The sequence below is a fragment of the Paenibacillus sp. W2I17 genome (assembly GCF_030815985.1).
In the GTDB taxonomy this organism is placed as follows: domain Bacteria; phylum Bacillota; class Bacilli; order Paenibacillales; family Paenibacillaceae; genus Paenibacillus.
This window is the reverse complement of record NZ_JAUSXM010000001.1, coordinates 227,077-253,160: the sequence shown is the minus strand read 5'-3', so window position 1 is coordinate 253,160 and position 26,084 is coordinate 227,077. Positions and strand designations below refer to the sequence as shown.

At 46.1% G+C, this 26,084-nt stretch carries 21 protein-coding genes and 1 other annotated feature; of the genes, 10 read left to right on the top strand and 11 right to left on the bottom strand.

Annotated elements, in window-relative coordinates; genetic code table 11:
- Positions 1-8: 8 nt before the first annotated feature.
- Positions 9-1,418 carry an N-acetylmuramoyl-L-alanine amidase family protein gene (locus tag QF041_RS01255; RefSeq protein WP_036607564.1) on the bottom strand — a complete coding sequence of 470 codons (1,410 nt, stop codon included), beginning with the start codon at positions 1,416-1,418 and terminating at the stop codon, positions 9-11.
- A 258-nt stretch (positions 1,419-1,676) separates the two neighbouring features.
- Positions 1,677-3,083: an N-acetylmuramoyl-L-alanine amidase family protein gene (locus tag QF041_RS01250; RefSeq protein ID WP_307410940.1), complete on the bottom strand. Its 1,407-nt coding sequence runs from the start codon at positions 3,081-3,083 to the stop codon at positions 1,677-1,679.
- Between the two features lie 275 nt (positions 3,084-3,358).
- Here QF041_RS01250 and QF041_RS01245 point away from each other — a divergent pair, with 275 nt between their 5' ends.
- From QF041_RS01245 to QF041_RS01235, 3 genes are read left to right on the top strand one after another with little or no spacing between them, the layout of a single operon-like run.
- Complete coding sequence (locus QF041_RS01245) at positions 3,359-4,033, top strand: response regulator transcription factor (protein WP_307410937.1); 675 nt, start codon at positions 3,359-3,361, stop codon at positions 4,031-4,033.
- Complete coding sequence (locus QF041_RS01240) at positions 4,018-5,115, top strand: HAMP domain-containing sensor histidine kinase (RefSeq protein ID WP_307410933.1); 1,098 nt, start codon at positions 4,018-4,020, stop codon at positions 5,113-5,115. The genes QF041_RS01245 and QF041_RS01240 overlap by 16 nt, the downstream gene beginning before the upstream one ends.
- A gap of 51 nt (positions 5,116-5,166) precedes the next feature.
- Positions 5,167-6,639 (top strand): serine hydrolase domain-containing protein, encoded by a 1,473-nt coding sequence (locus QF041_RS01235; protein ID WP_307410930.1) that lies wholly within the window; start codon positions 5,167-5,169, stop codon positions 6,637-6,639.
- A 152-nt stretch (positions 6,640-6,791) separates the two neighbouring features.
- On the opposite strand, the gene leuD is transcribed toward QF041_RS01235, so the two are convergent.
- The 5 genes from leuD to QF041_RS01210 form a co-directional block, all read right to left on the bottom strand.
- Positions 6,792-7,394, bottom strand: coding sequence for a 3-isopropylmalate dehydratase small subunit (gene leuD / locus QF041_RS01230; protein ID WP_036607574.1), 603 nt, complete (start codon positions 7,392-7,394; stop codon positions 6,792-6,794).
- Positions 7,395-7,425: 31 nt separating this feature from the next.
- Positions 7,426-8,847 carry a 3-isopropylmalate dehydratase large subunit gene (gene leuC / locus QF041_RS01225; protein WP_036607575.1) on the bottom strand — a complete coding sequence of 474 codons (1,422 nt, stop codon included), beginning with the start codon at positions 8,845-8,847 and terminating at the stop codon, positions 7,426-7,428.
- A gap of 371 nt (positions 8,848-9,218) precedes the next feature.
- Positions 9,219-10,676: a glycoside hydrolase family 1 protein gene (locus QF041_RS01220; RefSeq protein WP_307410927.1), complete on the bottom strand. Its 1,458-nt coding sequence runs from the start codon at positions 10,674-10,676 to the stop codon at positions 9,219-9,221.
- A 45-nt stretch (positions 10,677-10,721) separates the two neighbouring features.
- Positions 10,722-11,561, bottom strand: a complete 840-nt coding sequence (gene licT / locus QF041_RS01215; RefSeq protein WP_307410923.1) for a BglG family transcription antiterminator LicT — start codon at positions 11,559-11,561, stop codon at positions 10,722-10,724.
- A gap of 36 nt (positions 11,562-11,597) precedes the next feature.
- Positions 11,598-13,511, bottom strand: a complete 1,914-nt coding sequence (locus tag QF041_RS01210) for a beta-glucoside-specific PTS transporter subunit IIABC (protein WP_307410920.1) — start codon at positions 13,509-13,511, stop codon at positions 11,598-11,600.
- 367 nt (positions 13,512-13,878) lie between these two features.
- Between QF041_RS01210 and QF041_RS01205 the strand changes: the two genes are divergently transcribed.
- Positions 13,879-14,799, top strand: a complete 921-nt coding sequence (locus tag QF041_RS01205; protein ID WP_307410917.1) for a LysR family transcriptional regulator — start codon at positions 13,879-13,881, stop codon at positions 14,797-14,799.
- A gap of 260 nt (positions 14,800-15,059) precedes the next feature.
- On the opposite strand, the gene QF041_RS01200 is transcribed toward QF041_RS01205, so the two are convergent.
- The 4 genes from QF041_RS01200 to QF041_RS01185 form a co-directional block, all read right to left on the bottom strand.
- Complete coding sequence (locus tag QF041_RS01200) at positions 15,060-15,245, bottom strand: hypothetical protein (protein ID WP_017687767.1); 186 nt, start codon at positions 15,243-15,245, stop codon at positions 15,060-15,062.
- Positions 15,246-15,336: 91 nt separating this feature from the next.
- Positions 15,337-16,158: a carbon-nitrogen family hydrolase gene (locus QF041_RS01195; protein ID WP_307410914.1), complete on the bottom strand. Its 822-nt coding sequence runs from the start codon at positions 16,156-16,158 to the stop codon at positions 15,337-15,339.
- 69 nt (positions 16,159-16,227) lie between these two features.
- Positions 16,228-17,853: an AraC family transcriptional regulator gene (locus tag QF041_RS01190; protein WP_307410912.1), complete on the bottom strand. Its 1,626-nt coding sequence runs from the start codon at positions 17,851-17,853 to the stop codon at positions 16,228-16,230.
- A 203-nt stretch (positions 17,854-18,056) separates the two neighbouring features.
- On the bottom strand, positions 18,057-19,052 hold the full coding sequence (locus QF041_RS01185; protein WP_307410910.1) for an ABC transporter substrate-binding protein: 996 nt from the start codon (positions 19,050-19,052) through the stop codon (positions 18,057-18,059).
- A 260-nt stretch (positions 19,053-19,312) separates the two neighbouring features.
- Here QF041_RS01185 and QF041_RS01180 point away from each other — a divergent pair, with 260 nt between their 5' ends.
- The 6 genes from QF041_RS01180 to QF041_RS01155 all read left to right on the top strand — a co-directional run bounded on the left by QF041_RS01180 (position 19,313) and on the right by QF041_RS01155 (position 26,082).
- Positions 19,313-20,521 carry a pyridoxal phosphate-dependent aminotransferase gene (locus tag QF041_RS01180; protein ID WP_307410907.1) on the top strand — a complete coding sequence of 403 codons (1,209 nt, stop codon included), beginning with the start codon at positions 19,313-19,315 and terminating at the stop codon, positions 20,519-20,521.
- 64 nt (positions 20,522-20,585) lie between these two features.
- Positions 20,586-20,800, top strand: a binding site (T-box leader).
- A gap of 82 nt (positions 20,801-20,882) precedes the next feature.
- Positions 20,883-21,986, top strand: a complete 1,104-nt coding sequence (gene proB / locus QF041_RS01175) for a glutamate 5-kinase (protein WP_307410904.1) — start codon at positions 20,883-20,885, stop codon at positions 21,984-21,986.
- Positions 21,987-22,043: 57 nt separating this feature from the next.
- Positions 22,044-23,291 (top strand): glutamate-5-semialdehyde dehydrogenase, encoded by a 1,248-nt coding sequence (locus QF041_RS01170; RefSeq protein WP_307410901.1) that lies wholly within the window; start codon positions 22,044-22,046, stop codon positions 23,289-23,291.
- Positions 23,292-23,327: 36 nt separating this feature from the next.
- On the top strand, positions 23,328-24,188 hold the full coding sequence (gene proC, locus QF041_RS01165; RefSeq protein WP_036671976.1) for a pyrroline-5-carboxylate reductase: 861 nt from the start codon (positions 23,328-23,330) through the stop codon (positions 24,186-24,188).
- Positions 24,185-25,408: a 2,3-diketo-5-methylthiopentyl-1-phosphate enolase gene (locus tag QF041_RS01160; protein ID WP_307410897.1), complete on the top strand. Its 1,224-nt coding sequence runs from the start codon at positions 24,185-24,187 to the stop codon at positions 25,406-25,408. The genes proC and QF041_RS01160 overlap by 4 nt, the downstream gene beginning before the upstream one ends.
- Positions 25,405-26,082 (top strand): 2-hydroxy-3-keto-5-methylthiopentenyl-1-phosphate phosphatase, encoded by a 678-nt coding sequence (locus QF041_RS01155; RefSeq protein ID WP_307410894.1) that lies wholly within the window; start codon positions 25,405-25,407, stop codon positions 26,080-26,082. The genes QF041_RS01160 and QF041_RS01155 overlap by 4 nt, the downstream gene beginning before the upstream one ends.
- The last annotated feature ends 2 nt before the right edge of the window (positions 26,083-26,084 follow it).

Below are 26,084 nucleotides of genomic sequence, written 5' to 3'. Positions count from 1 at the left end.
CTTGTCCCTTATTTAATTCCCAGATACTCCTTGATTCCTGCAACAATCCCTTTGGCAACACTGTTCTGGAAACTCTCAGTGAACAGGGCTGCTTCGTCGCTCTTATTGCTAAGGAATCCACCTTCCAGCAGAACTGCTGGCATTGTCGTTTCACGGGTCACATGGAGACTTGCCGTTTTCACTCCACGATCTTTCAGTCCGGAAGACTGTAAAAGATACTTGTGCATCACTGTAGCAAGTGCTTTGCTGTTGGAGCGTGTATAGAATGTCTCTACACCGTTCGCAGCAGCAGGGCCACTGTTAGCATGAATGGAGATGAAGATATCCGCTTTTATATCTTGTGCAATCTTCACACGTTCTTTCAATGCCAAAAATGTATCATCGCTGCGCGTTAACACAACGTCAATTTTGGATTCTTTTTTCAACAAGGCTTCCACTTTCAGAGCCATTGCCAGATTGAAGTCTTTTTCACGTTTACCAGTTACACCGATTGCCCCAGGATCATGATCTCCGTGACCTGCATCGATAACGACAACTTTTTTGCCATTATTACCAACCGGAGGAGCAGGTGTACCACTTTGATTGTCGAGGTTAATCATAACCAGTCCGGAATCATTTTGCACACTGTACCCTTTTGAACTGGACAGATCTATTACAAAACGAATTGTAGATGGACTGTTGCTGTATAACGAGTAACGAATCTTCGACACATCCGGATAACCGCTAACGACGAGTTGTCCATTCTGGTTGCTGTCTAGAGCCTGTCCTTCACTGAAAGAATCAGCAAATGCGGTATTCGGCAAGTCTATAACGATTCGATCTGGTCCTGTCATCGTGAAGACGTTCGGCTTCGTACTTCCGCTTGTTGCAATCATGAAGCGGTTGTCGCTGAAGCTGATGCCGTTCACCAGTACAAGACCTTCTTGATCCGATCCTCCGCCTTCATTGCCAGAGTTCGGAGGTGTGGTTGTCCCGTTTCCGGAACCTGAATTCTGGGTAACTAATGTTACCGTCTTCGTGGTATTGTTCCAACCCACCTTAAGACCCATTTCCTCACCAATAAATCGAAGAGGTACGAGCGTAGTACCATTTTTCACGAGTGGCGGGGCATCCAGGTTTACGTTACTGCCGTTCACCGTTGCCGTCTTCTGTCCAACAATCATCTGCATGGCAGTGTTGTCTTTGCTAATAGTCACCGTTTGCGTTTGCTGCTTCCACTCCACGCTGTACCCAAGATTTTCAGACACAACCCGGATCGGAACCATCACCTTGCTGTTGATAATTTCCGCTTTTGTATCCGATGGCTGTACGATTTCTTTTCCGTCTAGGATAATTTTCGTGTCTGTTGCTGCGTGACTATAGCCCGGGAATACGAGCCCAAAGACAAATAACAGTACCAAAAAACCGAACTTCTTCATCCTTCACCCCTACCATTCTCATATTTTTTTGCCGCATGTTGTCATTTTCCAACTCCGACTGACCGCTTGGGCATTACCAGACACCTATTAGACGCCCCTCGCTCTCAAAAGTTGCGAATATATTCCAACATAACAGAAAAAAAACGTTGTCAGATCAAGCTTTTTTTACATTTTAATGTCTTCTTTTTTCCTTATTTATCAAATATACATCTCTAAACAACGTACTACCCTAACCTTCATATTTGCGCACAATTCAATTTACAGTCCCAAAAATTCAACAATTCCGTCCACAATCGCCTGTGCACATTTGTCCTGGTATTCTTCCGTAAGCATGACTGCTTCATCTGTAGGGTTACTTAAAAAACCAAGTTCAAGTAACACAGCAGGCATGGTTGTTTCACGCGTCACATGCAGACTAGCCGTTTTAACCCCACGATCCTTGAGTCCTGTTACCGGCAACACATATTTGTGAAGAGTGTCAGCCAAAGTTTTGCTTTCTTTACGACTGTAGAGCGTTTCAATGCCGTTTGGTACCGGTGTAGTGAATTTGTTTCCATGAATGGATACAAAAACATCTGCCTGATTCAATTCAGCAATATCCACACGCTGTTTGAGCGAAAGTTCTGTATCATCCTGGCGTGTAATGACTGTTTGAATATTTTTGTATTGTTGAAGGATTGCCTGTACCTTCAGTCCTACAGCCAGATTGAAATCCTTCTCATAAGCTCCTGACAAACTCACTGCACCCGATTGACGACCACCATGTCCCGGATCAATGACCACAATCGTTTTACCATCATTCGTAGGTACTGCCGGTTGGCTCGTCGGTTCTCCACTCGTAGCTGTCAGGTCAACGAGTAAGACATTGTTATCTCCAACAGACCATTTGGCTGTAGCCGTCTGACTCAGATCCATAACGACACGCACGGTAGAAGGCGATTTACTGAACATGGCATACCGGACTTTGGAAACTATTGATGAATCCGTAATGAGAATCTGTCCACTGCCATCCGGATTAGATGCTTGTCCCTGAATGAATTCCTGAGAGAATGTCGCTGAAGGCAGATCAACAATAATTCGGTCTGGCCCACCAATACTGGATACTTTGGGGCTAATATTACCGTTTGTTGCTACAATCAAGCGATCTCCGCTGAAGCTGATGCCTTGCAGTTCTGTCAAACCATCCGGGACTGGTGCCTCGACGGGGTCACTGTCACCTTCCGTTTCAACTACGGGAGGAATACTAAATAGGCTTACTGTCTTGGTTCCATTGTCCCAGCCAACACGCAGACCCATGCCTTCCCCAACAAAGCGTAACGGAACAAGCGTAGTTCCCTGTTTGATCAGTGGGGGCGAATCCAAGTTCACCACGTTTCCATTCACTGTAGCTGCATCTTTGCCAGCCGTCATTTGAATCATGCTGTTTCCTTTTTGAACCTGGACTGACTGAGTTTCCTTCTCCCACTTCACCTTATAACCCAGGTTCTCGGATACAATTCGAATTGGAACCATGACCGTTTTCCCGATATTCTCTGCAGGTGCACCCGTCTGCTGGTTAATGGTTACACCGTCGAGTACAATCGAGGGAGTGGTGTCTGCATGGGCCATGACTGGGAATAAACATAGGAACAGAAGAAAAACGACTGCTGCCGACCATTTTTTCATACCTCATCCACCATTCTTTTTGTCTTTTGAACATCCGACCTGATTCTCTGCAGCGTAACATCAATGACAATATGTAACCTTCCATAATCTACTAATCAGTTTATCAGATATTGTCTGATCATCCGGTTACAACGTTGTCATATTTAGTCGGAAACAGAGTGACACAAAGGTTACTTCTCCATTAGTCCAGTTCCCGAAATCATATGAAAATTACATTCCTCATCCATTTTTGCTATGCTGAGTTCAAATACTTGAAAACAGGAGATTGAGACTTGATGCCTAAAATACTGATCGTGGACGATGAAGCAGATCTTCGAAAGCTACTGACTGATTATTTTGAAATTAACGGATATTCCGTGATGACGGCCAAGGACAGCCGGGAAGCTCTGCGGAAAGTGGAAAAACAACCCGATCTCGTTTTGTTAGATATCAACATGCCTGAACAGAACGGCCTTCATTTATGTGAAAAAATTCGGGACTACGTCTCTTGCCCGATCTTATTCTTAACAGCTCGAATCGAAGATGCAGATAAAATAGCGGGATTTCGTGCCGGAGGTGATGACTATATCCTGAAACCTTTCAGCATTCGCGAGTTGGGCGCCAGGGTCGAAGCACATATACGCAGGGAACAACGAATCCAAACTAAATCTTCGGTAAGGTTTAACAATGAATTGGTCATTGATTATACGGCCAGGGAGCTCTACTACCTGGATAAGCGAATTTCACTGCCCAAAAAAGAGTTTGATATTGTCGAATTGCTGTCCACGCATCCTAATATGGTGTTTGGAAAGGAACGCATATACGAAAAGATATGGGGCATGGACGAGCAAGGCGACAGTAACGTGATCGCAGAGCATATCCGGCGAATTCGCTACAAATTAAAGGAATACGGCTGTGATAATCAAATCGAGACCGTTTGGGGAGTAGGGTACAAATGGCCAAGTTCATGACTAGACTCCTGTTTTTAAAGCGATTGTCCTTACTGCACTCTTTTATGCTGTTGTGTGTGGTCACACTCGTTGCCGTGCTGGCCGTTATAACTATGGAGTTTGCTTGGGCGGAGAAGCTGCGGCTACGTTTCGGAGAAACGGATTGGGTGATGCCCTCCCTCGTCACGGCGGTTCTGCTCACCGTAGCGACTGGAATTGTCACCATGGCCGTTCTATTTTACAGATGGAAGCTAAAACGTCCGCTGGAGCTATTAAAACGAGCATCCGAAAACATTTCGGCCAACGATCTAGACTTCCGCATTTCCTATGACAGCCAGGATGAGATGGGCGAGTTGATCGTGCTATTTGAAAACATGCGCTCACAATTGGAAAAAAACCTTAAGACACTTTGGCGTTCAGTTGAAGAGCGCAAGCAGATCAATGCTATTTTTGCCCATGATCTGAGAACACCCCTGTCCGTGTTAAAAGGAAACGCCGAGCTTCTCGCCACCTATCTTCCCGAGAAGAAGTTGTCGGAAGAAAAGGTGCTGGACCTGATCCATACCATGAACCTTCACATCTTGCGTCTGGAGAGCTATGCAGAGGCCATGAACTCAATCCAGAGGCTGGAGGATGTGCCGTTGAACTTCCAATCGATGGATACGATCTCATTGACGGCTTTGCTGGACGGCAGCGCTGAACAAATCGCGAAACAGTACGGTATACGTTTCGTATCATCCGTCGAGTTTGATAATGCCTCAGTACATGTAGATCCCTATCTCGTCATGCAGATTTTTGAGAATATGGTGGCTAATGGGGCGAGATATGCAGCCAGTCAATTAAAAGTTCACTATGACCTGCAGGGTGGCATTATGAAGATTACCGTCTCAGAGGACGGTCCTGGTTTCTCTGACGAAGCCCTGAGTAAGGCTATGCTCCCTTTTTACCGAGGCGAAGTATGGGATGAGAGCGAACATCGCGGGCTGGGCCTATACGTTTGCAAGGTGTTCTGCGAAAAACATGAAGGTAGTCTTCAGATTGCAAACGGTCCTAACGGAGGTGGAAGCGTGACGGCAAGTATTTGGACGCAAGTTGATAAATAGTTGAAAATGATCTGATAACATCTCCTTATCTTGAATTCGAGGAGTGTTATCATGCTAAAACTAAAAAAAAGATTGTATATCACAATTAGCTGTTTGTTGTTATGTATCGCGTGGGCGACCCCCTTATCCGCCAATGAAGCCAGAGACAGGACAGAAGTTCTGCAGGAGATCGACGAATATATGAATCGGAGCATGAAGGCCAATCACATTAAGGCTGCTTCACTGGCGATTGCCAATAACGATGAGGTCTTTTACGCAAAAGGCTACGGGACATTTGCGGATGGCCAGAAGGTTACGGGCAACACCCCTTTCCCCATTGCTTCACTAAGCAAGTCCTTTACTGCATTGGCTGTTCTGCAGCTAGTGGACAAGGGTCGGATCAACTTGGATGCGACTTACGCTTCCTATTTTCCCGAGCTTTCTCCCCAGGACCCCCGTGTTCTTGACATCACGGTCCGTCATTTACTGAATCAGACGAGTGGTCTTAATGACAAGATAAATCCCGATATGACAAAGACTCCGCAATTCCAATCGTTGGCTGAAACGAACCAATTATTAAACACGATTCAACTTGCCCATATCCCCGGAACAGCCTACAGCTATCATAATCCCAATTACGTGCTACTGGCGAACCTCGTGGAAAGTGTTAGCGGAGAGCGCTTTTCGGATTATCTGAAAAAACATATTTTTGAACCGCTAGGAATGAATCATACCTTCAGTGTCAGCACGACGCAGCAATTCTATGAGAATAATACTATCCCGCTAGGACATTATCTGAGCTTGGGACGCGCTATAAGTCAATCCGAACCGCTTTGGTTCATTGAGGGCCCCGCCGGCATCGTTTCAACCGCAGAGGACATGTCCCTATGGATGCTTTCCCAATATAATGGCCGCCTCGTTTCCCCTGTGCTGATGAAACAATATCATGCCGCAGGAACGATCGGTCCGTACGGCGTGGGCTGGCTTGCAGGCCAAGATGCGTCTAACGGTCAAACGATCTCCCACAGCGGCATTTTCTGGACCTACAAGTCCGAAGAACAGGTTTATTTGAACGAGCAAATGGGCATTGCCGTAATGTTTAATTCTGGTATAAACGCTTATGTGAATTACTCGGCATTTATTGATGGAATAGCGGATATTATGAGGGGGCAGGAACCCCAAACCTCTTTTGTAAACGGTCGGAATATGGAAACGATCATGATTGCGCTGATCATCGCTACGCTTGTATGGGGCATCTATGCCTATTTTCGCATACTTCGAAAAAACCACCACCTAACGATCAGCAAATTGATTATGATCACGGTCGGTAGACTGATCCCGGTTCTAATTCTCTTGTCTCTGTTGCCATTGGTTACATTTATCGGCGGAGGACGTGTGCTGCCTTGGTTTGGCATCTGGACTACCCTATCAACTCCAATCATATGGCTTATGGTATGGTCACTTGTGAATTTCGTGCATTTGGCTTGTTATATCTATGTCTATTTTCAGAATACCAAAAACGACTATATGGAGTTACCTCAGTAATCGATTTTTTTGCTCCTTTAATTCAATTCTATTACACTGGCTGACTTATTAAGCTAATTTAGCTTCTGAAATTACAAAAAGCTTCTGTCTCACCGATGGGAACAGGTCCCTTTGGCGAGGCAGAAGCTTTCTTCTATACGATACTTTAGTAATTAACCGAACAGTTTTGCCGCGTGGCGTTGTTCGTAAGCAGCGATCTCATCGTCATGTTGAAGAGTCAGACCGATATCGTCCAATCCTTGCAACAGGAATTGACGACGGTGCTCATCCAGATCAAAATCGATATGCAGTCCGTATGCATCAGTAATCGTTTTGTTTTCCAGATTTACATTCATCTCATAACCTTCATGTGTCGCTGTACGTTGGAACAAGTCTTCAACTTGCTCTTCTGACAACTTGATTGGCAAGATTCCGTTCTTAAAGCAGTTATTATAGAAGATGTCTGCATAAGATGGAGCGATGACACAACGGAATCCATAGTCCAAAATCGCCCATGGCGCATGCTCACGGGAAGATCCACAGCCAAAGTTGGCACGTGAGATCAGGATGGATGCCCCTTCATAACGAGGTTTGTTCATTTCAAAGGAAGCATTATTGTTGCCCTCTTCATCAAAACGCCATTCATAGAACAAAAATTGTCCAAATCCGGTACGCTCAATCCGTTTCAGGAACTGTTTTGGAATGATTGCGTCTGTATCTACATTGACCCGGTCTACCGGTGCAACAATGCCTTGTAATGTTTTGAATTCTTCCATATTAAACGTTCTCCCTTCTGTCTGTTATAGATTAGATCGCTGCTTCTGTTTTGAAATTCCAGTCCCGTACGTCCACAAAGTGACCCTTAACCGCTGCTGCTGCTGCCATTGCCGGAGATACCAGGTGCGTACGTCCTCCACGTCCTTGGCGTCCTTCAAAGTTACGGTTGGACGTCGAAGCACAACGTTGACCTGGCTTCAATACATCCGGGTTCATTGCCAGACACATACTGCATCCCGCATCACGCCATTCAAATCCAGCTTCCGTAAAGATTTTATCCAAACCTTCTTGTTCAGCCTGAATTTTAACACGTCCTGAGCCTGGTACAACAATTGCTGTAACCTGACTGGATACCGTGTGACCTTTAGCCACTTGTGCTGCTGCACGCAGATCTTCGATCCGTCCATTGGTGCAAGAACCGATAAATACATAATCAATTGGAATCTCAGCGATTGGTGTTCCCGGTTCAAGTCCCATATATTCAAGCGCTTTTTCAGCCGCTTTGCGTTCGTTTTCTGTAGGCAATTCAGCCGGAACAGGAACTTTCGAAGAAATGTCGGTTCCCATACCTGGGCTTGTTCCCCAAGTTACTTGCGGAATCAATGTCTCCACATCGATTTCAACCACATGGTCGAACTCCGCACCCTCATCTGTTACAAGTTGTTTCCAACCCTCTACCGCTTCATCAAACTTCGCATCCGCTGGTACGTATTCACGTCCACGCAGATATTCAAATGTTGTTTCATCCGGCGCGATCAATCCTGCTCTTGCTCCACCTTCGATGGACATGTTGCAGACGGTCATACGCTCTTCCATGCTCAACTCACGGATGGACTCACCTGTGTACTCAATAACATAACCTGTTGCAAAGTCTGTACCGTATTTGGCGATGACTGCGAGGATCATGTCTTTTGCGGTTACACCCGGGTTACGTTTGCCGACAAAACGAACTTCCATCGTTTTGGCTTTTGCTTGTTGCAAACATTGAGTTGCCATAACGTGCTCAACTTCACTTGTTCCGATTCCGAATGCCAGTGCGCCAAACGCACCGTGTGTGGACGTATGACTGTCACCACATACAATCGTTTTACCCGGGTGAGTCAGACCCAGTTCAGGTCCCATAACGTGCACAACGCCTTGATCAATCGTGTCCAGATCATACAATTTCACGCCGAAATCACGGCAGTTTTGCGAAAGTGTATCAATTTGTTGTTTGGAGATAGGATCTGTGATGTTGAAACGGTCTTTCGTTGGAACGTTGTGGTCCATTGTTGCAAATGTCAGTTCAGGGCGACGAACTTTACGTCCGCTGAGACGAAGACCTTCAAATGCCTGTGGAGAAGTTACTTCGTGCACCAGATGCAGATCGATATACAGAATGCTTGGTTTGCCTTCTTCTTGATGAATTACGTGATTTTCCCAAATTTTCTCAAACATCGTTTTTTTACTCATCATTTTCACCTCATTATAAGTTCGGTCCTTGGAAGAGCCTCTGTTTTCTTTAAAAAGTGAAGCTCTTGAATGACATAAATATATCACCCCGTCCTTCATTGTTCCAAGATATAATATCTATAGATGTAATAGGTTTAACCTATAATGTAAGAAAGACAAATAAACCACTGCTCATCGCAGAGGTTTCAATTGATAACAATTATCATTATCAGATAAGTCTTATACTACGTTTCCGCTGCTTCGCTGTCAATGCTTTTTATCTAGAACATAAAAAAACAGCCCTGAACCCAGAGCTGCTTTCCTAGTTTCTGTTATGAAATGAAAATTATCATATCAACGCCTTCTATGAGAGCGCTTGTCCTACTACTGTATTACAAACCGTTTTTCGCAATCACATCTTTGTACCAATAGTAACTCTTTTTGCGTTTTCTCTCCAGTGTTCCATTGCCGTCATTATCCTGATCTACATAAATAAAACCATATCGTTTCTCCATCTCTGAAGAAGAATAACTAATCAGATCAATCACTCCCCAACTGGTATAGCCCAGCAGTTCAACACCGTCCAGAATTGCCTCATGCATCTGTTCAATGTGAGAGCGGAAATAATCAATACGATAATCATCCTGAATGCTACCATCCGCTTCAATCGTGTCTACCGCTCCAATCCCATTTTCAACGATAAACAAGGGCACCTCATAACGGCTATACAGTTCATTCAGTGAGATGCGCAGACCTACCGGGTCAATCTGCCAGCCCCAATCATTCGTTTGCAGATACGGGTTCTTCACCCCTCCAGTTGTATTGCCACTCACCTGCTCCAATCGGTCGCCATCCACACTTGATACCAGGGACATATAATAACTGAATGAGATAAAGTCCACAGTGTGTACTTTCAGAATCTCTTCATCCCCCTCAAGCATATCCAGGTTAATCCCTTTTTCGGCAAAAAACCTCTTCGTAAAGTACGGATACGCTCCACGCACCTGTACATCCGTGAACATAAGATTGAATTGATTATCCCGGGAAGCAACGAGTACGTCTTCGGGATTACATGTATGAGCGTATGTTGTCAGTTTGGTAAGCATACATCCGATCCGAGAGCCAGGAATGATCTCATGACAGTACTTTACTGCGAGCGCACTTGCTACAAATTGATGGTGCAACCCCTGATATACGGCCTGCTCCACATTTTCGAATCGCTCCGGAACAATACCACCACTCGTAAACGGATGACGAACAATGCTGTCAATTTCATTAAATGTAATCCAATACTTCACTTTGTCCTTATAACGGGTGAACACGGTTTTGCAAAAGTGAACAAAGTACTCGACGACTTTCCGATCCGTCCATCCACCATGGTGATTCACCAGATACATCGGCATCTCATAATGTGACAACGTAATCAATGGTTCAATCCCTTGTTTCAGCATGCCATCAATAACGCGGTCATAGAACTGCAAACCGGCTTCATTCGGCTCAGTTTCGTTGCCATTCGGGAAAATTCGCGTCCATGCAATGGATAGTCGCAACGTTTTGAGTCCCATCTCACCAAACAGGGCAAGATCCTCCTCGTAACGGTGGTAGAAATCAATGCCTCTGCGTTTCGGATATTCTCTGTCCGAGGTAGAATCCATCGCAGCCTTGATCTGTTCTTCATTGATCGCATTATGTTTTTTATACTCACTCTTGGCTACACCTTTTCGATAGATAGCAATGTCGGCTGTAGACAGACCTTTGCCATCCACATTCCACGCTCCTTCTGCCTGATTGGCAGCAATCGCTCCTCCCCATAGAAAATTTTCTGGAAACGTTCTTGTTGTATTGGTCATTGTGTATTCCTCCTTGGATTATCTCTGTGACTCTTTCATTCTTGCTCAATTGCGACTCATGACCCGATTGATATGAATAATCAAATACATCATCTCTTCGTTGGAGATCGTATGTTCAAACCGGGCTTCAATATAATCCTTGATTAGCAGTACGCAGGCTTCTTCCTGCGGATATTTATTCGCGATCTGCTCAAAGAGCTCATGATCCTGCGTGTTTAATGTTTTATGCTCAAAAAGTCGTTGAATGAAAAACTGCAAATGGGTCAAAAAGCGTGAATAGTTGATGCTGTGTGTATCCAGTTCCACTTGATAGTGAATTTTGATAATATTGAGTACATCCTTGACGGTATTGGTCATCATCATGACCTGATTCATATTGTCATCATTCTGCTGCGCATTAACGAGATGAAAGGCAATATTCGCCGCTTCCTCCTCAGGCAGGGAGAGACCAAGCTGTTTTTGAATGAGAGACAGACCATGCAACCCGATACTGAACTCCTGTGGATAGAACTTTTTCACTTCCCACAACATTCGGTTCTGGATCGTCATATTCTCCTTGAATCGCTTCATGGCCATATACAGGTGATCTGTTAATGCGACATAGAGATGATCACTCAGATGGCGGGACAATGTATGTTTGGCATGGGAGATGATTTCATCAGCCAGAATTAGATATTCTTTTGGTGTTTCCTTCATCAGGGCGGTGAGATCCGAAGAGATCGTTTCATTTTCAAGGACATAGATCTTCTCGATCTCATCCTCGCCCACGACATCTCCCGGTTTGCTCCTGTAGCCGATGCCCTTTCCCATCACAATAATTTCCTTGTCATCCTCACCACGTCTGGCAAGAACAATGCTCGAATTCAGTATTTTTATGACTTCCATATCAGGCTGCCTGCCTTTCATTCATATTTCAGCGGGTTATAACACCGTAATTAATGGTTTCCCCGGTCCTGTTGTCGCCGCAGTTTCATTGCCCAGTATCTCCAGATAATCCGATGAATTGGTCACAATTACAGGGGTCGTAGTGTCATAACCTGCGGCTTGTATAGCTTCAAGATCAAATTCGATCAGGAGCTGACCATGAGAGATCTGTTCTCCTTCGTTCACCTTCACATCAAAATGCTGGCCTTTCAGTTTCACTGTATCCAATCCGACATGAATCAGGAGTTCTACCCCCTCTACCGATTTCAGACCGATGGAATGTTTAGTGCGGAACACCGTCTCAACGGTACCATCAAACGGAGCAAACACCTTGCCAACACTTGGCTGAATGGCCATACCTTGTCCCATGGCTTCTTGCGAGAAGGCCTCGTCCTTCACCTCTCTTAATGGCAGAACTTTACCTTCCAATGGAGCAAACACCACTTTTTTGGACTTCATGCCGGAGGCCGAAGTTTGCGGCTGAGAATCTATACGGACTGGAGAAACGGGCTCAGCAGATGGCTTACCCGCTTTACCAGACTCCGCACTTGCTGCTGTATCTTGAAACCCGATTAGGAACACGCCTACAAAGGCAATAACGGAAGAAATCGCAACGGTAATCAGCGCATATAAAATATTGTTGGGATCATCACTGACAAAGATAGGCAATGTGGCAAGACCAGGGCCAACTGCTGTATACGCCTTTAGATTGACGATTCCCGCGAACATGCCCGCTGCTCCTGCGCCAATGAGGCATGCCAAAAATGTCTTTTTCAAACGGAGATGCACCCCGTAGATCGCTGGTTCAGTAATCCCGAACATACCGGAAATTCCGGCAGAGAGAGCGATCTGTTTCATTTTTGGGTCTTTCGATTTGAAAGCTACGGCGAGTGCCCCTCCTCCTTGTGCCATATTGGCAGCAAGCATTGAAACGAGGAACAGCGTCTCGTAACCTGGTGAAGCAATTGCTCCAAAAATTACAGGATAAAACACTTTGTGCATGCCAAACATCACGATAAATGGCATCAACATCGACATAATAACGACGGTTACCCAGCCCACTTTATCCTGTATCCAGAAGACACCTTCTGACATCCCTGTACCGATATATGTGCCCAATGGACCGATTGCAATCAGTGAGATAGGGGCAACTATCAGGATAACAATGAGCGGCTTCAAAAATATTTTCACAGGACCGGGTGATACTTTATCAGCGAAACGTTCGATATACGACATGAACCAAACGGTCAAAATAATTGGGATAACGGAAGTGGCATAAGCGACATTGGGTACGTTCATGCCAAGGAAATATACCGGTTCCTCTCCACCCAGAAGACCAATCATGTTTGGGTGAAGCATAACGCCTCCAAGTAATACGGCTATATATGGATTGGCCTTGAACTTATTAGCACTTGAGAAGGCAAGCAGCATGGGCAGGAAATAAAATCCTGCATCCGCAATTGCGTTCAAAAATACGTAGGCCTGATCTTCTTTTGCCATAATGCCAAAGACGGTAGCCAGCAACAACAGAGCTTTGAGCATTCCAGAGGCTGCAATGGCCGGTATAATCGGTTGGAAGATGCCTGCGATGACATTGGCAAAAGCATTAAACAAACCCTTGGGACTGTAATCCCGTGGAGGCTTAACCTCATCACTGGCCGTTTCCGTGCTTATTAATGGAGCCAGTTCGTTATATACATAACTTACATCATTACCAATGATGACCTGATATTGCCCGCCACTATCCACGGCTCCTATAACTCCATCCAACCGTTTGATCTCTTCTGTATTGGCAAGCTTTGAATTTTTAAGTGTAAAACGTAATCTTGTTGAACAATGAATTACTTGATTGATGTTATTATTTCCACCTACATGCTCCAAAATTTCCTGAGCCAGCTTTTTGGAATTCATAACGACACCTCCGTCATTTCTTCTTGATGGGAACAAAAAAAGACCTAAAAAGGGTAGGAAAAAGAAACTCTTCCCACCCAATCTAGGTCTTGCCTGCCGAACAGTAACACGCCATCGTTGGATGAATGTTATTCAATTATATAAACGAAAAAGAATATGAACATTTGAAATGGTTCTGTACTACCACTTGAAACTGGCACACATGAAAACGTTGATTTTGTTTTACCCGGGTAAGTGGTTCTTATTAAGCGTTTTCAAAATCAGTATATCAACTCTTCTGATGGAGTGCAAGCGGTTAAGCGAAATTAATGATTTCTTCATCTGTAATGATATAATGGTGGCATAACGAAAGGAATGACCAATGACGATGGAATTCAGACAACTTCAATATACGCTGCAAATTGCGGCCGAACGAAATTTCTCCCGGGCAGCAGAGAAGCTGCATATTGCCCAGCCTTCATTAAGCCAGCAATTATCCAAATTGGAAAAAGAATTGGGTGTGCTGCTGTTTCAGCGTAATACCAGTACCGTGGAGTTAACCCATGCGGGTGTTACGTTTGTCGAGCAAGCCCAGAAGATCGTAGATGCTGTGGAGCTATTGCGTCAGGAAATGTCCGATATCTCCCAGCTTCGCAAAGGTAAAGTCGTTGTAGGCAGCATGCCGATCACGGGATCACACCTGCTCCCACACGTGCTTCCTGCGTTTCAACAAGCTTATCCCGAGATTGAGGTTACCTTATTGGAAGACTCCGGGCTTACGCTTGAGAAATTGACAGCAAGCGGCAAAGCAGATCTCAGTCTGTTATCTCTTCCTTTACAAGAGCCAAGTCTCGCCTACGTTGCCATTGGAGAGGAAAAGATTGATCTGGCGGTTCCCCCGAATCACCCTCTAGCACGCAGGGCAGATCCGGAGCATCCGATTCCTGTGCGAATTGAAGAACTTCGGGATGAACCCTTTGTTGTGTTGAAAAAAGGACAGGGTTTCCGCAAACTTACATTTGATCTCTGTGAGCAGGCCGGTTTTGATCCCCAAGTTGTGTTTGAAAGCACAAATATTGAGACTGTTCAGTCGCTGGTCGCCACAGGTATGGGTATTACACTGGTTCCACGCTTTATTGCCCGTGCGCCGCGCAGTGAGTTCGTACCTGTGTATGTGCCACTTGCTGAGCCTACTCCCAGCAGAACACTTGTTGTGGCTTATCGTCAAGGCAGAGTGCTTTCGAAGGCAGCCGAGGCATTCATCCATACTTTTCAACAAACCGTGGCCGAACTGTCAATGGGAGACTAAGAAATTGCTCTATGGTATAGGTACATTTCTTTAGGTACATTTCTTTAGGTACATTTCATACTGAACCAAAACAAAGGCTTGACCCTTATGGGCCAAGCCTTTGTCATATACTCGTTTCCCGCATCCGCAGGATAAAGTTCTTACTTTGCAATCACAGTAACTGGTTACAGTACAATGTTGCTTGTTAAGTTGTTTAGCTTCAATGCCAATTTATAATGTTAACGTAGAAACGTACATAAGAATACTTCATGTCTGGCGGTTTATTTACGCAAATTACGATCGCTTGTCAGCCTGTTTTGCTGATTCATTACACGGCCTTCGTCCTGAACAGTTGAATCAGGGGGTGATAGCCCTCCTGCTCCATTCTCTAAGAATGCCCTTAAGTGATCTTCCCTTGTGTTATCCTGTTCCAGTCTCCTGAGCGTATCTTTCACATGGTTGTCCATTGATTGATCATCCTCCTTGGTGACGGGATAGTTATCATTACCCGCGTCCTGGAAGAATAAACACTTTTTCTGAAGAATTTTATTTCAGTTTTTATTTTCCGCCAAAATAAACGCCAGGTCGACGGTCTTCAAATACGGGAATCCGTCCGCGAACCTCATCTACCAGAGATGGACGAATAATTCCGGTCACGATCTCTTCCTCTTCACCACCTTCAGCCACAATCTCACCCCAAGGATCAATGATAAGGGAATGTCCGAAAAATTCGGTCTCTCCCCCTTTACCTACACGGTTACAGGCGATCACATACATCTGGTTCTCAATCGCTCGTGCCGTAAGTAACGTACGCCAGTGGTGCAGACGAGGGTTCGGCCATTCGGCGGGTACAATCAATGCTTTGGCCCCGTTGAGAGCAAGGGTGCGGGCAAGTTCCGGAAACCGGATGTCATAACAGATCGAAGCACCCGCTGTAAGACCGTTCTGCAATTCAAAAATTTCAGGTTCCGCACCTGGCTGTAAATATTTCTCTTCGTCCATCAGACGGAACAAATGTAATTTATCGTATCGTGTTACCTGTTTTCCTTCACGATCATAAGCGTACATTGTATTGTATATTTGACCATCCCGTTTCTCAGCAATTGAACCGCCAACGATGGATATTTGATGTTTTTGAGCAAAAGCAGACAGCCATTCCCGAGATTTCTGGCCTTCCGGGTCAGCGAGTTCATGAATTTGAGTCAAAGCGTATCCGGTATTCCACATCTCAGGTAACACAGCCAGCCCCAGATCCGGATATTGTTCTACCGCACGCTCAAGCAACGTCTGCATATGTTTATGATTGGCCTCAGGGTCTCCGAGTTGAATATCGCCCTGAATCAGGGCTACACGCATTTCTCCCTGTTGTTTTTCTGTCATGACAAGCACTCCTCTGAACCGTAATACCTGCTATCATAGCTTGATCCTCTTGAGGACTGCAAGCCTGTTTTAATATGAACTTGCACACAACAACTCAGGGAGCAGGGTCAACAATCGATCACTCGTGAGCGCATCACCCACATTCCAGATTGACTCCTCCACAGGGTATACGTGACCATTCTGCACAGCCGGAAGGGCCTGCCAACTGGGACTTTTCATCAGCATCTCTGTAGCCTGTCTTGCCACAACTTCCTCAGGCAGCATAACAAATACATGATCTCCCGCATACTGACGTACCGCTTCAGCCGAAATTTCCTTATAGGCTCTGCCTGCCGCAAGTGCTTCCTTCACTTTGGTAACTGGCCTGAATCCCATCGGATGATATAACATAGGCGCCAGACCGATATTGCCCATAACAAATAATCGTGCACCCCGATGGTATGTAAATACGGATGCCGTTTCCCCCTCTTCAATCACAGTATGGATCTTCGCCCACATCTGCTCAGTACGCTCCGCATAGGAGGTTAGCCAATGTTCAGCCTCCGGTTGTCTGTCAAACCAGCTACCCAATCTGCGCATTCGTTCTTCCAACGTGGCATGTGAATTGTAAGCAAGCGTCGGTGCAATCCGGGAAAGTTGTTCATACTGCTGTTCATTGCTGCTATCAAAAATAATCAAGTCCGGCTTCATGATAACAGCGGCTTCCACATTAACCGGAGCGACCGCGTCATATGTCCGTTCTTCTAGCAACTGAATGCCCAGCATCAGCATATCCCCAGCGGAATCTCCGTAATACATAATTCGCTCCGGATTTACTGGAATATTCACATCATGACCCAACCAATCTTGTACTAATGTCTGCTGCTGAATCGATCTGTCATATTGACGAGGAGATAATCCGGTCATTTGGCGAAAACGCCTGCTGAAATAATACTCATCCTTAAACCCCACGCGACTCGCTATATCCCGAAGGGGTTCATCTGATTTGCGAAGCCATTCCTTGGCATGTTTAATGCGTACATGATTCACATAATCGAGCGGCTTGTGACCCGTGAGTTGTCTGAAAAGGGTCGTATACTGTACAGGTCTGATTTCCGCAAGGCGTGCCAGTTTCTGTACAGTGATTTCTTCAGTATAATGATCGTCCACATATTGAATCGTACTGTGTAGCCTTGCTTCCATACTCTGTTCCGTCTTTGGAGAAGTGTACCGGGTAATGATCATCTCCATCCATTTTTGGAACTGTGCATTCAGATGACTGTATTCGGCATCTGTTTTATAATTCCGAATGACATACATCTGTTCCAGCAGTCCACTTAACGGTGCATAGGGATAACCATTCAATTGGTTTCTGTGCTCAAATACAGGGCGGGTAAAGAGCTCGGGATCACCCGTCAACACATGAATAACATCAAAAGCCATTATGATATATTTCAATTCCGAGTTATTACGATGTTCAATCTGGTACCCCTCTCCCGAAGAAAGCGGATAAACACATCCCGTAGTAAACGGAAACTGTTCATGTCCTATATATAAACGCCCATCCCCTTCTTCACAGATCAGGAAGGCATGTTTCTCGCAAGCAACTTCCAGCATCACCTGTTCAGGTGGTTCAATTCGACGTACCAGATGATCCAGCCGAAACATGAATGCTGAAAAGAACAACGCTCCCCCATCGGCATCCAAAGCCTGCATGTCGGTTCACCTCGTTTTTCTAAAATGAGAATAATTATCAATCATTCTGTATGGTCTGATTATAAGCGAGCGATTGTTAATAATCCAGATATGACTTTATTCAGCAAAAAAGAGCGTTCAACGAAATGTTGAAGGCCCCTTTCACTTTTTTTTATAACTGCATTACTCAAAGGTGTTACTGCTGCCTCACTAGCTCATCACCATTATTGAATCATCTGTTTTGGCAGCTCTTGTAACAGCCACTCCCTGGAAAGAGCATCACTAGAAGCTTTTACGATATTAAAACGATATACTTTTCCTTCTTTCACCGCAGGCAGGTTCTTCCAGATTGTACTATCCAGCAATTCCTTGGTGGATTGCTTCGCATCGTCGGTCGCTGGATCCAGAATAAATATCCGATCACCGGCAAATTCAGATAACTTTTCAGTCGAAATCTCTACAAATCCCATGTCTTCATCCAATACTTTCTGGATTTCCGCGGTTGGCTTCAGCCCGTCTTTTCCGTATAACAACTGTGGCAATCCTGCACCCGCCATTACAAACAGACGATTCCCGGGATACATGGTGAATACCGAAGCGGTCTCCCCTTCTTTTAATCCATTCTCATGAAGTTGCGTCCACATCTCTTCAGTCGCTTTTTGATGAGCCGTAATCCAATCCTCCGCTTCTTGTTTCTTATTCAACAAATCGCCAAGGATACGCATGCGATCTTCTATTAAACCAAAAGAATCAAATGTAACCGTGGGTGCAACCTTTGCGATCTGATCATATTGAGCCTCGTCACTGTTGGAGAAAATGATCAGATCGGGATTCAGGTCTAATGCCTTTTCCACACTGATCGGAAATCCTACATCTTCTGCCTGAGCAACCTGATCATCAAATACGGTTCCCTCTTGACGAAGTATGCCGACAGGAACAACACCAAGCGCGAGCAGATCCCCTGTAACTTCTCCATGATAGATAACTCGCTTCGGATTTACAGGAATCTCAACTTCATGGCCAGTCCAGTCTTTGAATATCCGGGTCTCGCCCTCATTCGTTTCTTCAACTGCAGTCGTGGTCTCTGTCGTTTCTGTGGCTGCTTTGGAATCATCAGCGCCAGCAGCAGGTGTTGCAGCCTGATTTCCACAAGCCAGTAGCAGAATGGATAACCATGTGATCGTTAACAATACTCCCGTATTTCGTATGCCCTTTTTCATTTCTATTTCTCCCCCTATATCATGTGCGTTGTGCCAGAAATTAATGATATTGATTATCATTATCGGATATTATCATAAAACATGGCTTCTCTCAGCTCAATGGACAAAACGAAATGAGCACTTTCAGTTTTGTACAATACTCCGCTCTTTGCTCCTATCTACTGTATATTCAAGTGCATTTCCCTCTATACAGCTCGGGATTGGCGTGATAAATTAATGAGAACTATTTGCCATTATTAATAACCGGAGTGATGAATATAATGACCCATTCAGACCATATAACTGCTCGTTCAGCCTTTACGATACCGACTTCTGATGTGATGGCACAGCTGCCAACGCAATTTTTTGCTACCCTTGTTCAAAATGTAAATCGCGAAATCGCAAGTGGTCATGACGTGATCAATCTGGGTCAGGGGAACCCGGACACACCGACACCACCCCATATTGTGAAAACACTGCAAGAGTCGGCTGAAAATCCCCTCTACCACAAATACTCCCCTTTTAGAGGGTACTCTTTCCTGAAGGAAGCTGTCGCCAAACGTTATAAGGAAGATTACAACGTTGATCTGGATCCCGAGACTGAAGTTGCGATTCTGTTCGGAGGCAAAACAGGTCTAGTTCAGTTACCCCAGGTCCTGCTTAACCCCGGCGACACCGTTCTCGTTCCAGACCCGGGTTACCCGGATTACTGGTCTGGTGTTGCACTTGCCAAAGCAAACATGTCATTTATGCCTTTACTGGAGTCCAATGCATTCCTGCCTGATTACGAAGCCGTTACTGCGGAAGATCGGGAGAAGGCCAAGCTGATGTTCCTGAACTACCCCAACAACCCAACGTCAGCAACGGCGCCCCTTTCGTTCTACGAAGATACGGTAGAATTCGCCATTCAAAATCAAATCGTAGTAGCCAGCGACTTTGCTTACGGTGCAATTGGATTCGACGGACATCGTCCAGTAAGTTTCCTGCAAGCCCCTGGTGCCAAAGAAGTGGGCATTGAATTCTATACGTTATCCAAAACATACAATATGGCTGGATGGCGTGTTGGATTCGCACTCGGTAACGCAGAGATTGTCTCTAAAATCAATCTGCTTCAGGATCATATCTATGTCAGTCTTTTCGGTGGGATTCAAGCTGCGGCAACAGAAGCACTGACTGGCTCCCAGGAATGTGTTGCCTCGCTGGTTTCACGTTACGAATCCCGTCGCAATGCGTTTTATGACGCTCTATCCTCCATTGGCTGGCAAGCTTCGAAACCAGCAGGTTCATTCTTCAGTTGGTTGCCTGTACCTGCCGGTTATACCTCCGCTTCATTTGCAGACTTGTTACTGCGAGAAGCCAAGGTGGCCGTAGCACCAGGTATTGGTTTTGGTTCGCATGGCGAAGGCTATGTGCGCGCGGGACTGTTAAGTGATGAAAACCGATTACGCGAAGCTGTGGAGCGGATTGGCAAGCTGAATTTATTCAAGTAATTTACAGGACCATAACCCCTTTGCATATGCCAAGTTTCCATGGTATGTTATAAGAAATATTGAACGAAACGTGATGACGGGACCAGTAAGAGAATATCAGTCGCGCCCAGAGAGTAAATTCCACCCTGCTGAAAGAATTTACCGTGACTCTTCTCTGAAACCTACCCCTGAGCGGCCTGTTACGTACAGGACAGTGCCTTCTGTTACAGGGCATGAAGCCGGATGATTTAATCATCAATAAAGGTGGTACCGCGGAAGTAACGAACTTTCGTCCTTTTTAACTAAAGGGCGGGAGTTTTTTTTGTACCCGCAAAAGCCTGCTCCAGAAGCACTTATTAATCATGTTTAAGGAAGTGAAACCATGACTTCACGTATTGTAGTTAAGATTGGAAGCAGCTCGCTTACAACGGAAGAAGGCGGTCTGGATCGCAGTTCGATCACTTTTTTTGCCGGAGAAATTGCAGCATTGGCTGATCAGGGCCATGAAGTGCTTTTGGTCACCTCTGGAGCGGTAGCGGCCGGATTCCGGGAGATCGGTTACCCTCAGCGCCCCAAACTGCTACATGAGAAACAAGCCGCAGCAGCCGTTGGGCAGGCATTACTGATGCAGGCATATCAACAGGCTTTTGCAGCGCACCGCGTTACTACGGCGCAAATTCTGTTAACTCGTACAGACTTTCACAGTCGTAAACGCATGGGTAATGCAGGTATGACTGTGGAGGAACTGCTCAATCAGCGAGTGATTCCGATTTTTAATGAGAATGATACGGTGTCGGTGGACGAATTGAAGTTTGGTGATAACGATCTGTTGTCCGCATTGGTTGCAAACCTGGTGAAGGCACAGCATCTGATCATTCTTACCGATACCAACGGCCTGTACACCGCAGATCCGCGTAAAGATCCTTCTGCCGTACGTTACGACCGTATCCCCGAGATAACGGCTGAGATCTACGCTTTTGCCGGCGGTTCAGGATCAACGGTTGGTACAGGCGGAATGCGATCCAAAGTTGATGCAGCCAAGGTTGCTACACGTGGAGGCGTACCTGTATTCGTGGGAAGTGTGAAAGAACCTGGAGATATGCAGAAAGCAGTTGATGGCACGGGCAAAGGAACTTACTTTGAGACACGACTCGCTTCACTATCCCGTAAAAAGCAGTGGCTGGGCTTCATGTCTACTCCGCTGGGAACAGTCGTTGTGGATGATGGTGCTGAAGAAGCACTTGTCCATGGGGGCCACAGTCTTCTACCTGTAGGGGTCAAGCGGGTACTTGGAACTTTCCATGCAGGAGACGTCGTAGAGGTCATTGGAATGGATGAAACCTTGCTCGGTCGCGGTATTGTCAATTATGATGATGACCAGCTTCGACTCATTGCCGGACTTCCCAGTGGAGATGTGATGAAACAACTCGCCAGCATCCACAGACTTGAAGTTATTCATAGAGACGAATGGATTACGTTAAAATAACTATGAAGCTATATAGTGGTTAAAATTTTAACTTTATATATATGAGGAGGAATTACGATGAGTGAAGTCAGAGAAAAAGCCAGCAAAGCCCAAGCCGCGGTTCCACAGCTGAACCGATTGAATACAGAACAGAAAAATATAGCCCTGCGTGTCATGGCAGATGCTTTGATTAAGGAGACGGATTCCATCATTACGGCAAACGTCGAAGATCTGGTACGAGGCAGAGAACAAGGCACGCCGGAATCCATGCTGGATCGTCTCGCACTTAATCAGGAGCGGATCGCAGGCATTGCTGAAGGATTACGTCAGATTGCAGATCTGCCTGATCCAGTTGGTGAAGTGTTAGAGACATTCACCCGTCCAAACGGATTACATGTTGAAAAATTAAGAGTGCCGATTGGCCTGATTGGCATCATCTACGAAGCTCGCCCTAATGTAACTGTAGACGCAGCCGGATTATGTCTCAAAACAGGTAATGCAGTGCTTCTGCGCGGCGGCTCCTCTGCCCTGTCTTCCAATCGTAAAATTGTGGAGGTGCTGCATCAGGCACTCACAACGACAGACATGCCTGCTGATGCTTTGCAACTGGTTGAAGATGCAGATCGTGCTTCCGTAGATGAGATGCTCAAGTTGAACGGGCTGCTGGACGTTATCATTCCACGCGGAGGAGCTTCCCTCATTCGTAATGTGGTTGCCAACGCAACGGTACCTGTCATCGAAACTGGGGCGGGCATCTGCCATACCTATGTGGATGAATCAGCCGATCCAGTTATGGCAGCCGAAATTGCCATCAATGCCAAGGCACAACGTCCATCCGTATGTAACTCCATGGAAACGTTGCTGCTGCATGCCGCATACGCGGAAGAGCATCTGCCTGCTCTTGCCGAGCAATTCCGTGAGGCCAGTGTGGTCTTGAAAGGTTGCGACACGGTGCGCCGTCTTGTTCCTTCTGCCCTTGAGGCAACCGAGGAAGACTATGCGACCGAGTACAACGACTACATTTTAAATATCCGGGTGGTCGAGAACCTGGACGAAGCGATGCAGCACATCGCACATTATGGAACCAAACATTCCGAGTGTATCGTAACCCGGGATACAGCCCATGCAGAGCGCTTTATGCATGATGTGGATGCAGCAGCCGTCTATCACAATGCGTCCACGCGTTTCACTGACGGATTTGAATTTGGCTATGGAGCCGAAATCGGAATCAGTACCCAGAAACTGCATGCACGTGGACCGATGGGACTGCCAGCACTGACGTCAACCAAATATCGGATTACAGGCAATGGACAGATCCGTCAATAATATCCCAGCACCAGTTATATAGGAGGAACGATAAATATGAGTCAAGAGCAACAGACGTTACTACAACAGAAGATTACTTTCCACGGAGCAGGCGCGATGGCTGAAGCCATCGTGCGCGGACTGATCTCCCGCCTGGTCGTTCGTCCTCAGGATATTACGATGCTGAACCGCAGCAACCAGAAACGTCAGGAGGAGCTCAGCACCCGTTATGCAGTACATACCGGAACGGCTTCACAATCTCTGGATCACCTTGCCTCCACTCCGGTCATTGTACTCTGTATGAAACCCAAAGATGCTGCCGCAGCGTTGCGCGAACTCGGTCCGCTATTATCACCGGATCAACTGATCGTGTCTGTCATTGCCGGATTATCGATCCGCACGATGCAGTCCTTGCTTGGGCGTAAACAGCCAATCGCGAGAACCATGCCAAATACATCCAGTACCATTGGACTTGGCGCTACCGGGCTTGCCTTCTCTGCGGAGATTACGGATGAACAGCGCAGTACGGTGATGACCATGTTTGAAGCGGTTGGTATCGTGACCATCGTACCTGAAGATAAACTTGAAGTACTCACAGGGATTTCCGGAAGCGGCCCTGCTTATGTATACTATTTAATGGAGGCCATGATTGCCGCAGGTATTCGTGGTGGCTTATCCAGCCAGCAATCTCGTGATCTCACTGTTCAGACAGTGCTGGGCGCGTCACGTATGGTACAACAAACCGGTTTGGAACCGATGAAGCTTCGTAGTGATGTGACATCCCCGGGAGGGGCAACCCAGGCAGCACTGAAAACGCTTGACGAAGGAGATTTCTTTGAAAATGTAATCGCAGCCGTCAACCGCTGTGCAGAGCGCTCACGGGAGATGGGAGCTGCTTTGGAAGGGGATTTAAAATGAATAACATGTGCACAGCCACATATCGTCTGCATGATGATCATGCAGACTTTCGCAAGAAAGCTCAGTCCATCGCGATTGGCATGACCGTGGGTAGCTGGACGGAGTTACCGCAAGCACAACGTGAAGCAATGCAGAAGCATCTGGGCGAAGTAATCAGCGTAGAAGTCCATGAAGCTGATGGCATGGCTGCGGGTGAGCGTTACGCTGATATTACCATTGGATATCCTGATGTTAACTTCAGTTGTGATATCCCAGCCCTGCTCGTGACGGTCTTTGGCAAAATTTCAATGGATGGCCGGATCAAACTAACAAAGCTTGGTTTCTCGGATGGCTTCCTCAGTGCATTCCCGGGACCCAAGTTTGGACTGAATGGTGTTCGTGATCTGCTTGGTGTACACGACCGACCACTGTTAATGAGTATCTTCAAGTCAGTTATTGGGCTAAATGCAGATGAACTGCGTGAACAATTTATTCGTCAGGCTCTTGGTGGCGTTGATCTGATCAAGGACGATGAGATTCTGTTCGAGAATAAATTGACACCCATCGAAAAAAGAGTCGAGGTCTGCATGAAAGCTGCCGAACAGGCACGCAAGGAGACCGGCAAGAAACTTCTGTATGCAACCAATCTTACAGGACCTACATCTCGTCTGAAGCAACAAGCTGAACGTGCCATTGACGCTGGAGCAAATGCATTATTGTTCAACGTATTGTCATACGGATATGATGTCCTGCATGAGCTCAGCAGTGATCCTGATATCAATGTGCCGATTATGGCTCACCCTGCTCTTGCAGGTGCACTGTATCCTTCACCACATTACGGCATCTCGGCTTCGGTTGTACTTGGCCAGCTGATGCGTCTTGCGGGTGCCGATCTGGTGCTCTTCCCTTCTCCTTATGGTTCGGTTACGATGCCGAAGGAAGAAAACATGGCGATCACGGAGCAATTACTGACAGCTGATCTGCCAGTACGAACCAGTATGCCAGTGCCTTCAGCCGGTATACACCCAGGCCTTGTACCGCTTATATTGCGCGACTTTGGCACAGATGTCATCGTTAATGCTGGTGGCGGTATACATGGGCATCCTATGGGCACTGAGGCAGGCGGACGTGCATTCCTGCAAGCGAGTGAGGCAGCCCGGCGTTCCATTCCACTCGCGCAATATGCAACCGAGCATCCTGAGCTGAAAAGCGCATTGGACCTGTGGGGTGGCGAACGATGAGAAGTGATAAAAAAACAGTCATTTTCTGTGACTTTGATGGTACGATTACCCTCTCGGACAACATCGTAGCGATCATGAAACATTTCAAGCCTGAGGGCATTGAAGCGATTATGAAAGATACGATTGAGCAGAACATCTCGTTGCGTGAAGGTGTTGGAGCTATGTTTGCTCTTCTGCCTGCGTCGCAGAAAGATGAAATTGTGGAATTCGTGCTTGGACAAGCGGGGATCCGTGAAGGATTCAGCGAGTTTCTTGACTACGTTCGCAGCGAAGGGATCGAATTCAATGTGACCAGCGGTGGCATGGACTTTTTCATTGAACCGTTACTCGCACCATTTCATATCCCGCAGGATCATGTCTATTGCAACGGAGCTGACTTCTCGGGTGAAACCATTAAGATTGAATGGCCGAATCCCTGTCAACCTCCTTGTGAGAATGGCTGCGGCATGTGCAAAACAACAGTGATTCGTACCTTCCCGGAAGGTCAATATAATCGAATTCTTATTGGAGACAGTCTGACAGATTTTGAGGGTGCAAAGATTGCCGATCTCGTCTACTCCCGCTCCATTTTGACGGATAAATGTATTGAACTTGGTGTGGACCATGTGCCATTCGCTACCTTTTACGATATCATCGAAGATATGAAACAGAAGCAAACACAAGGAGTGCTGTAAAC

Bases quoted from the DNA above. Each gene is read 5' to 3' on its own strand.
- QF041_RS01210 (WP_307410920.1), bottom strand. From the start codon at position 13,511: ATGAATTCCAAAAAGCTGGCTCAGGAAATTTTGGAGCATGTAGGTGGA.
- QF041_RS01160 (WP_307410897.1), top strand. From the start codon at position 24,185: ATGAATAACATGTGCACAGCCACATATCGTCTGCATGATGATCATGCA.
- QF041_RS01240 (WP_307410933.1), top strand. From the start codon at position 4,018: ATGGCCAAGTTCATGACTAGACTCCTGTTTTTAAAGCGATTGTCCTTA.
- QF041_RS01205 (WP_307410917.1), top strand. From the start codon at position 13,879: ATGGAATTCAGACAACTTCAATATACGCTGCAAATTGCGGCCGAACGA.
- proC (WP_036671976.1), top strand. From the start codon at position 23,328: ATGAGTCAAGAGCAACAGACGTTACTACAACAGAAGATTACTTTCCAC.
- QF041_RS01155 (WP_307410894.1), top strand. From the start codon at position 25,405: ATGAGAAGTGATAAAAAAACAGTCATTTTCTGTGACTTTGATGGTACG.
- QF041_RS01195 (WP_307410914.1), bottom strand. From the start codon at position 16,158: ATGACAGAAAAACAACAGGGAGAAATGCGTGTAGCCCTGATTCAGGGC.
- QF041_RS01190 (WP_307410912.1), bottom strand. From the start codon at position 17,853: ATGCAGGCTTTGGATGCCGATGGGGGAGCGTTGTTCTTTTCAGCATTC.
- QF041_RS01220 (WP_307410927.1), bottom strand. From the start codon at position 10,676: ATGACCAATACAACAAGAACGTTTCCAGAAAATTTTCTATGGGGAGGA.
- QF041_RS01245 (WP_307410937.1), top strand. From the start codon at position 3,359: ATGCCTAAAATACTGATCGTGGACGATGAAGCAGATCTTCGAAAGCTA.
- QF041_RS01235 (WP_307410930.1), top strand. From the start codon at position 5,167: ATGCTAAAACTAAAAAAAAGATTGTATATCACAATTAGCTGTTTGTTG.
- QF041_RS01250 (WP_307410940.1), bottom strand. From the start codon at position 3,083: ATGAAAAAATGGTCGGCAGCAGTCGTTTTTCTTCTGTTCCTATGTTTA.
- QF041_RS01200 (WP_017687767.1), bottom strand. From the start codon at position 15,245: ATGGACAACCATGTGAAAGATACGCTCAGGAGACTGGAACAGGATAAC.
- QF041_RS01180 (WP_307410907.1), top strand. From the start codon at position 19,313: ATGACCCATTCAGACCATATAACTGCTCGTTCAGCCTTTACGATACCG.
- leuD (WP_036607574.1), bottom strand. From the start codon at position 7,394: ATGGAAGAATTCAAAACATTACAAGGCATTGTTGCACCGGTAGACCGG.
- proB (WP_307410904.1), top strand. From the start codon at position 20,883: ATGACTTCACGTATTGTAGTTAAGATTGGAAGCAGCTCGCTTACAACG.
- licT (WP_307410923.1), bottom strand. From the start codon at position 11,561: ATGGAAGTCATAAAAATACTGAATTCGAGCATTGTTCTTGCCAGACGT.
- QF041_RS01255 (WP_036607564.1), bottom strand. From the start codon at position 1,418: ATGAAGAAGTTCGGTTTTTTGGTACTGTTATTTGTCTTTGGGCTCGTA.
- leuC (WP_036607575.1), bottom strand. From the start codon at position 8,847: ATGAGTAAAAAAACGATGTTTGAGAAAATTTGGGAAAATCACGTAATT.
- QF041_RS01170 (WP_307410901.1), top strand. From the start codon at position 22,044: ATGAGTGAAGTCAGAGAAAAAGCCAGCAAAGCCCAAGCCGCGGTTCCA.
- QF041_RS01185 (WP_307410910.1), bottom strand. From the start codon at position 19,052: ATGAAAAAGGGCATACGAAATACGGGAGTATTGTTAACGATCACATGG.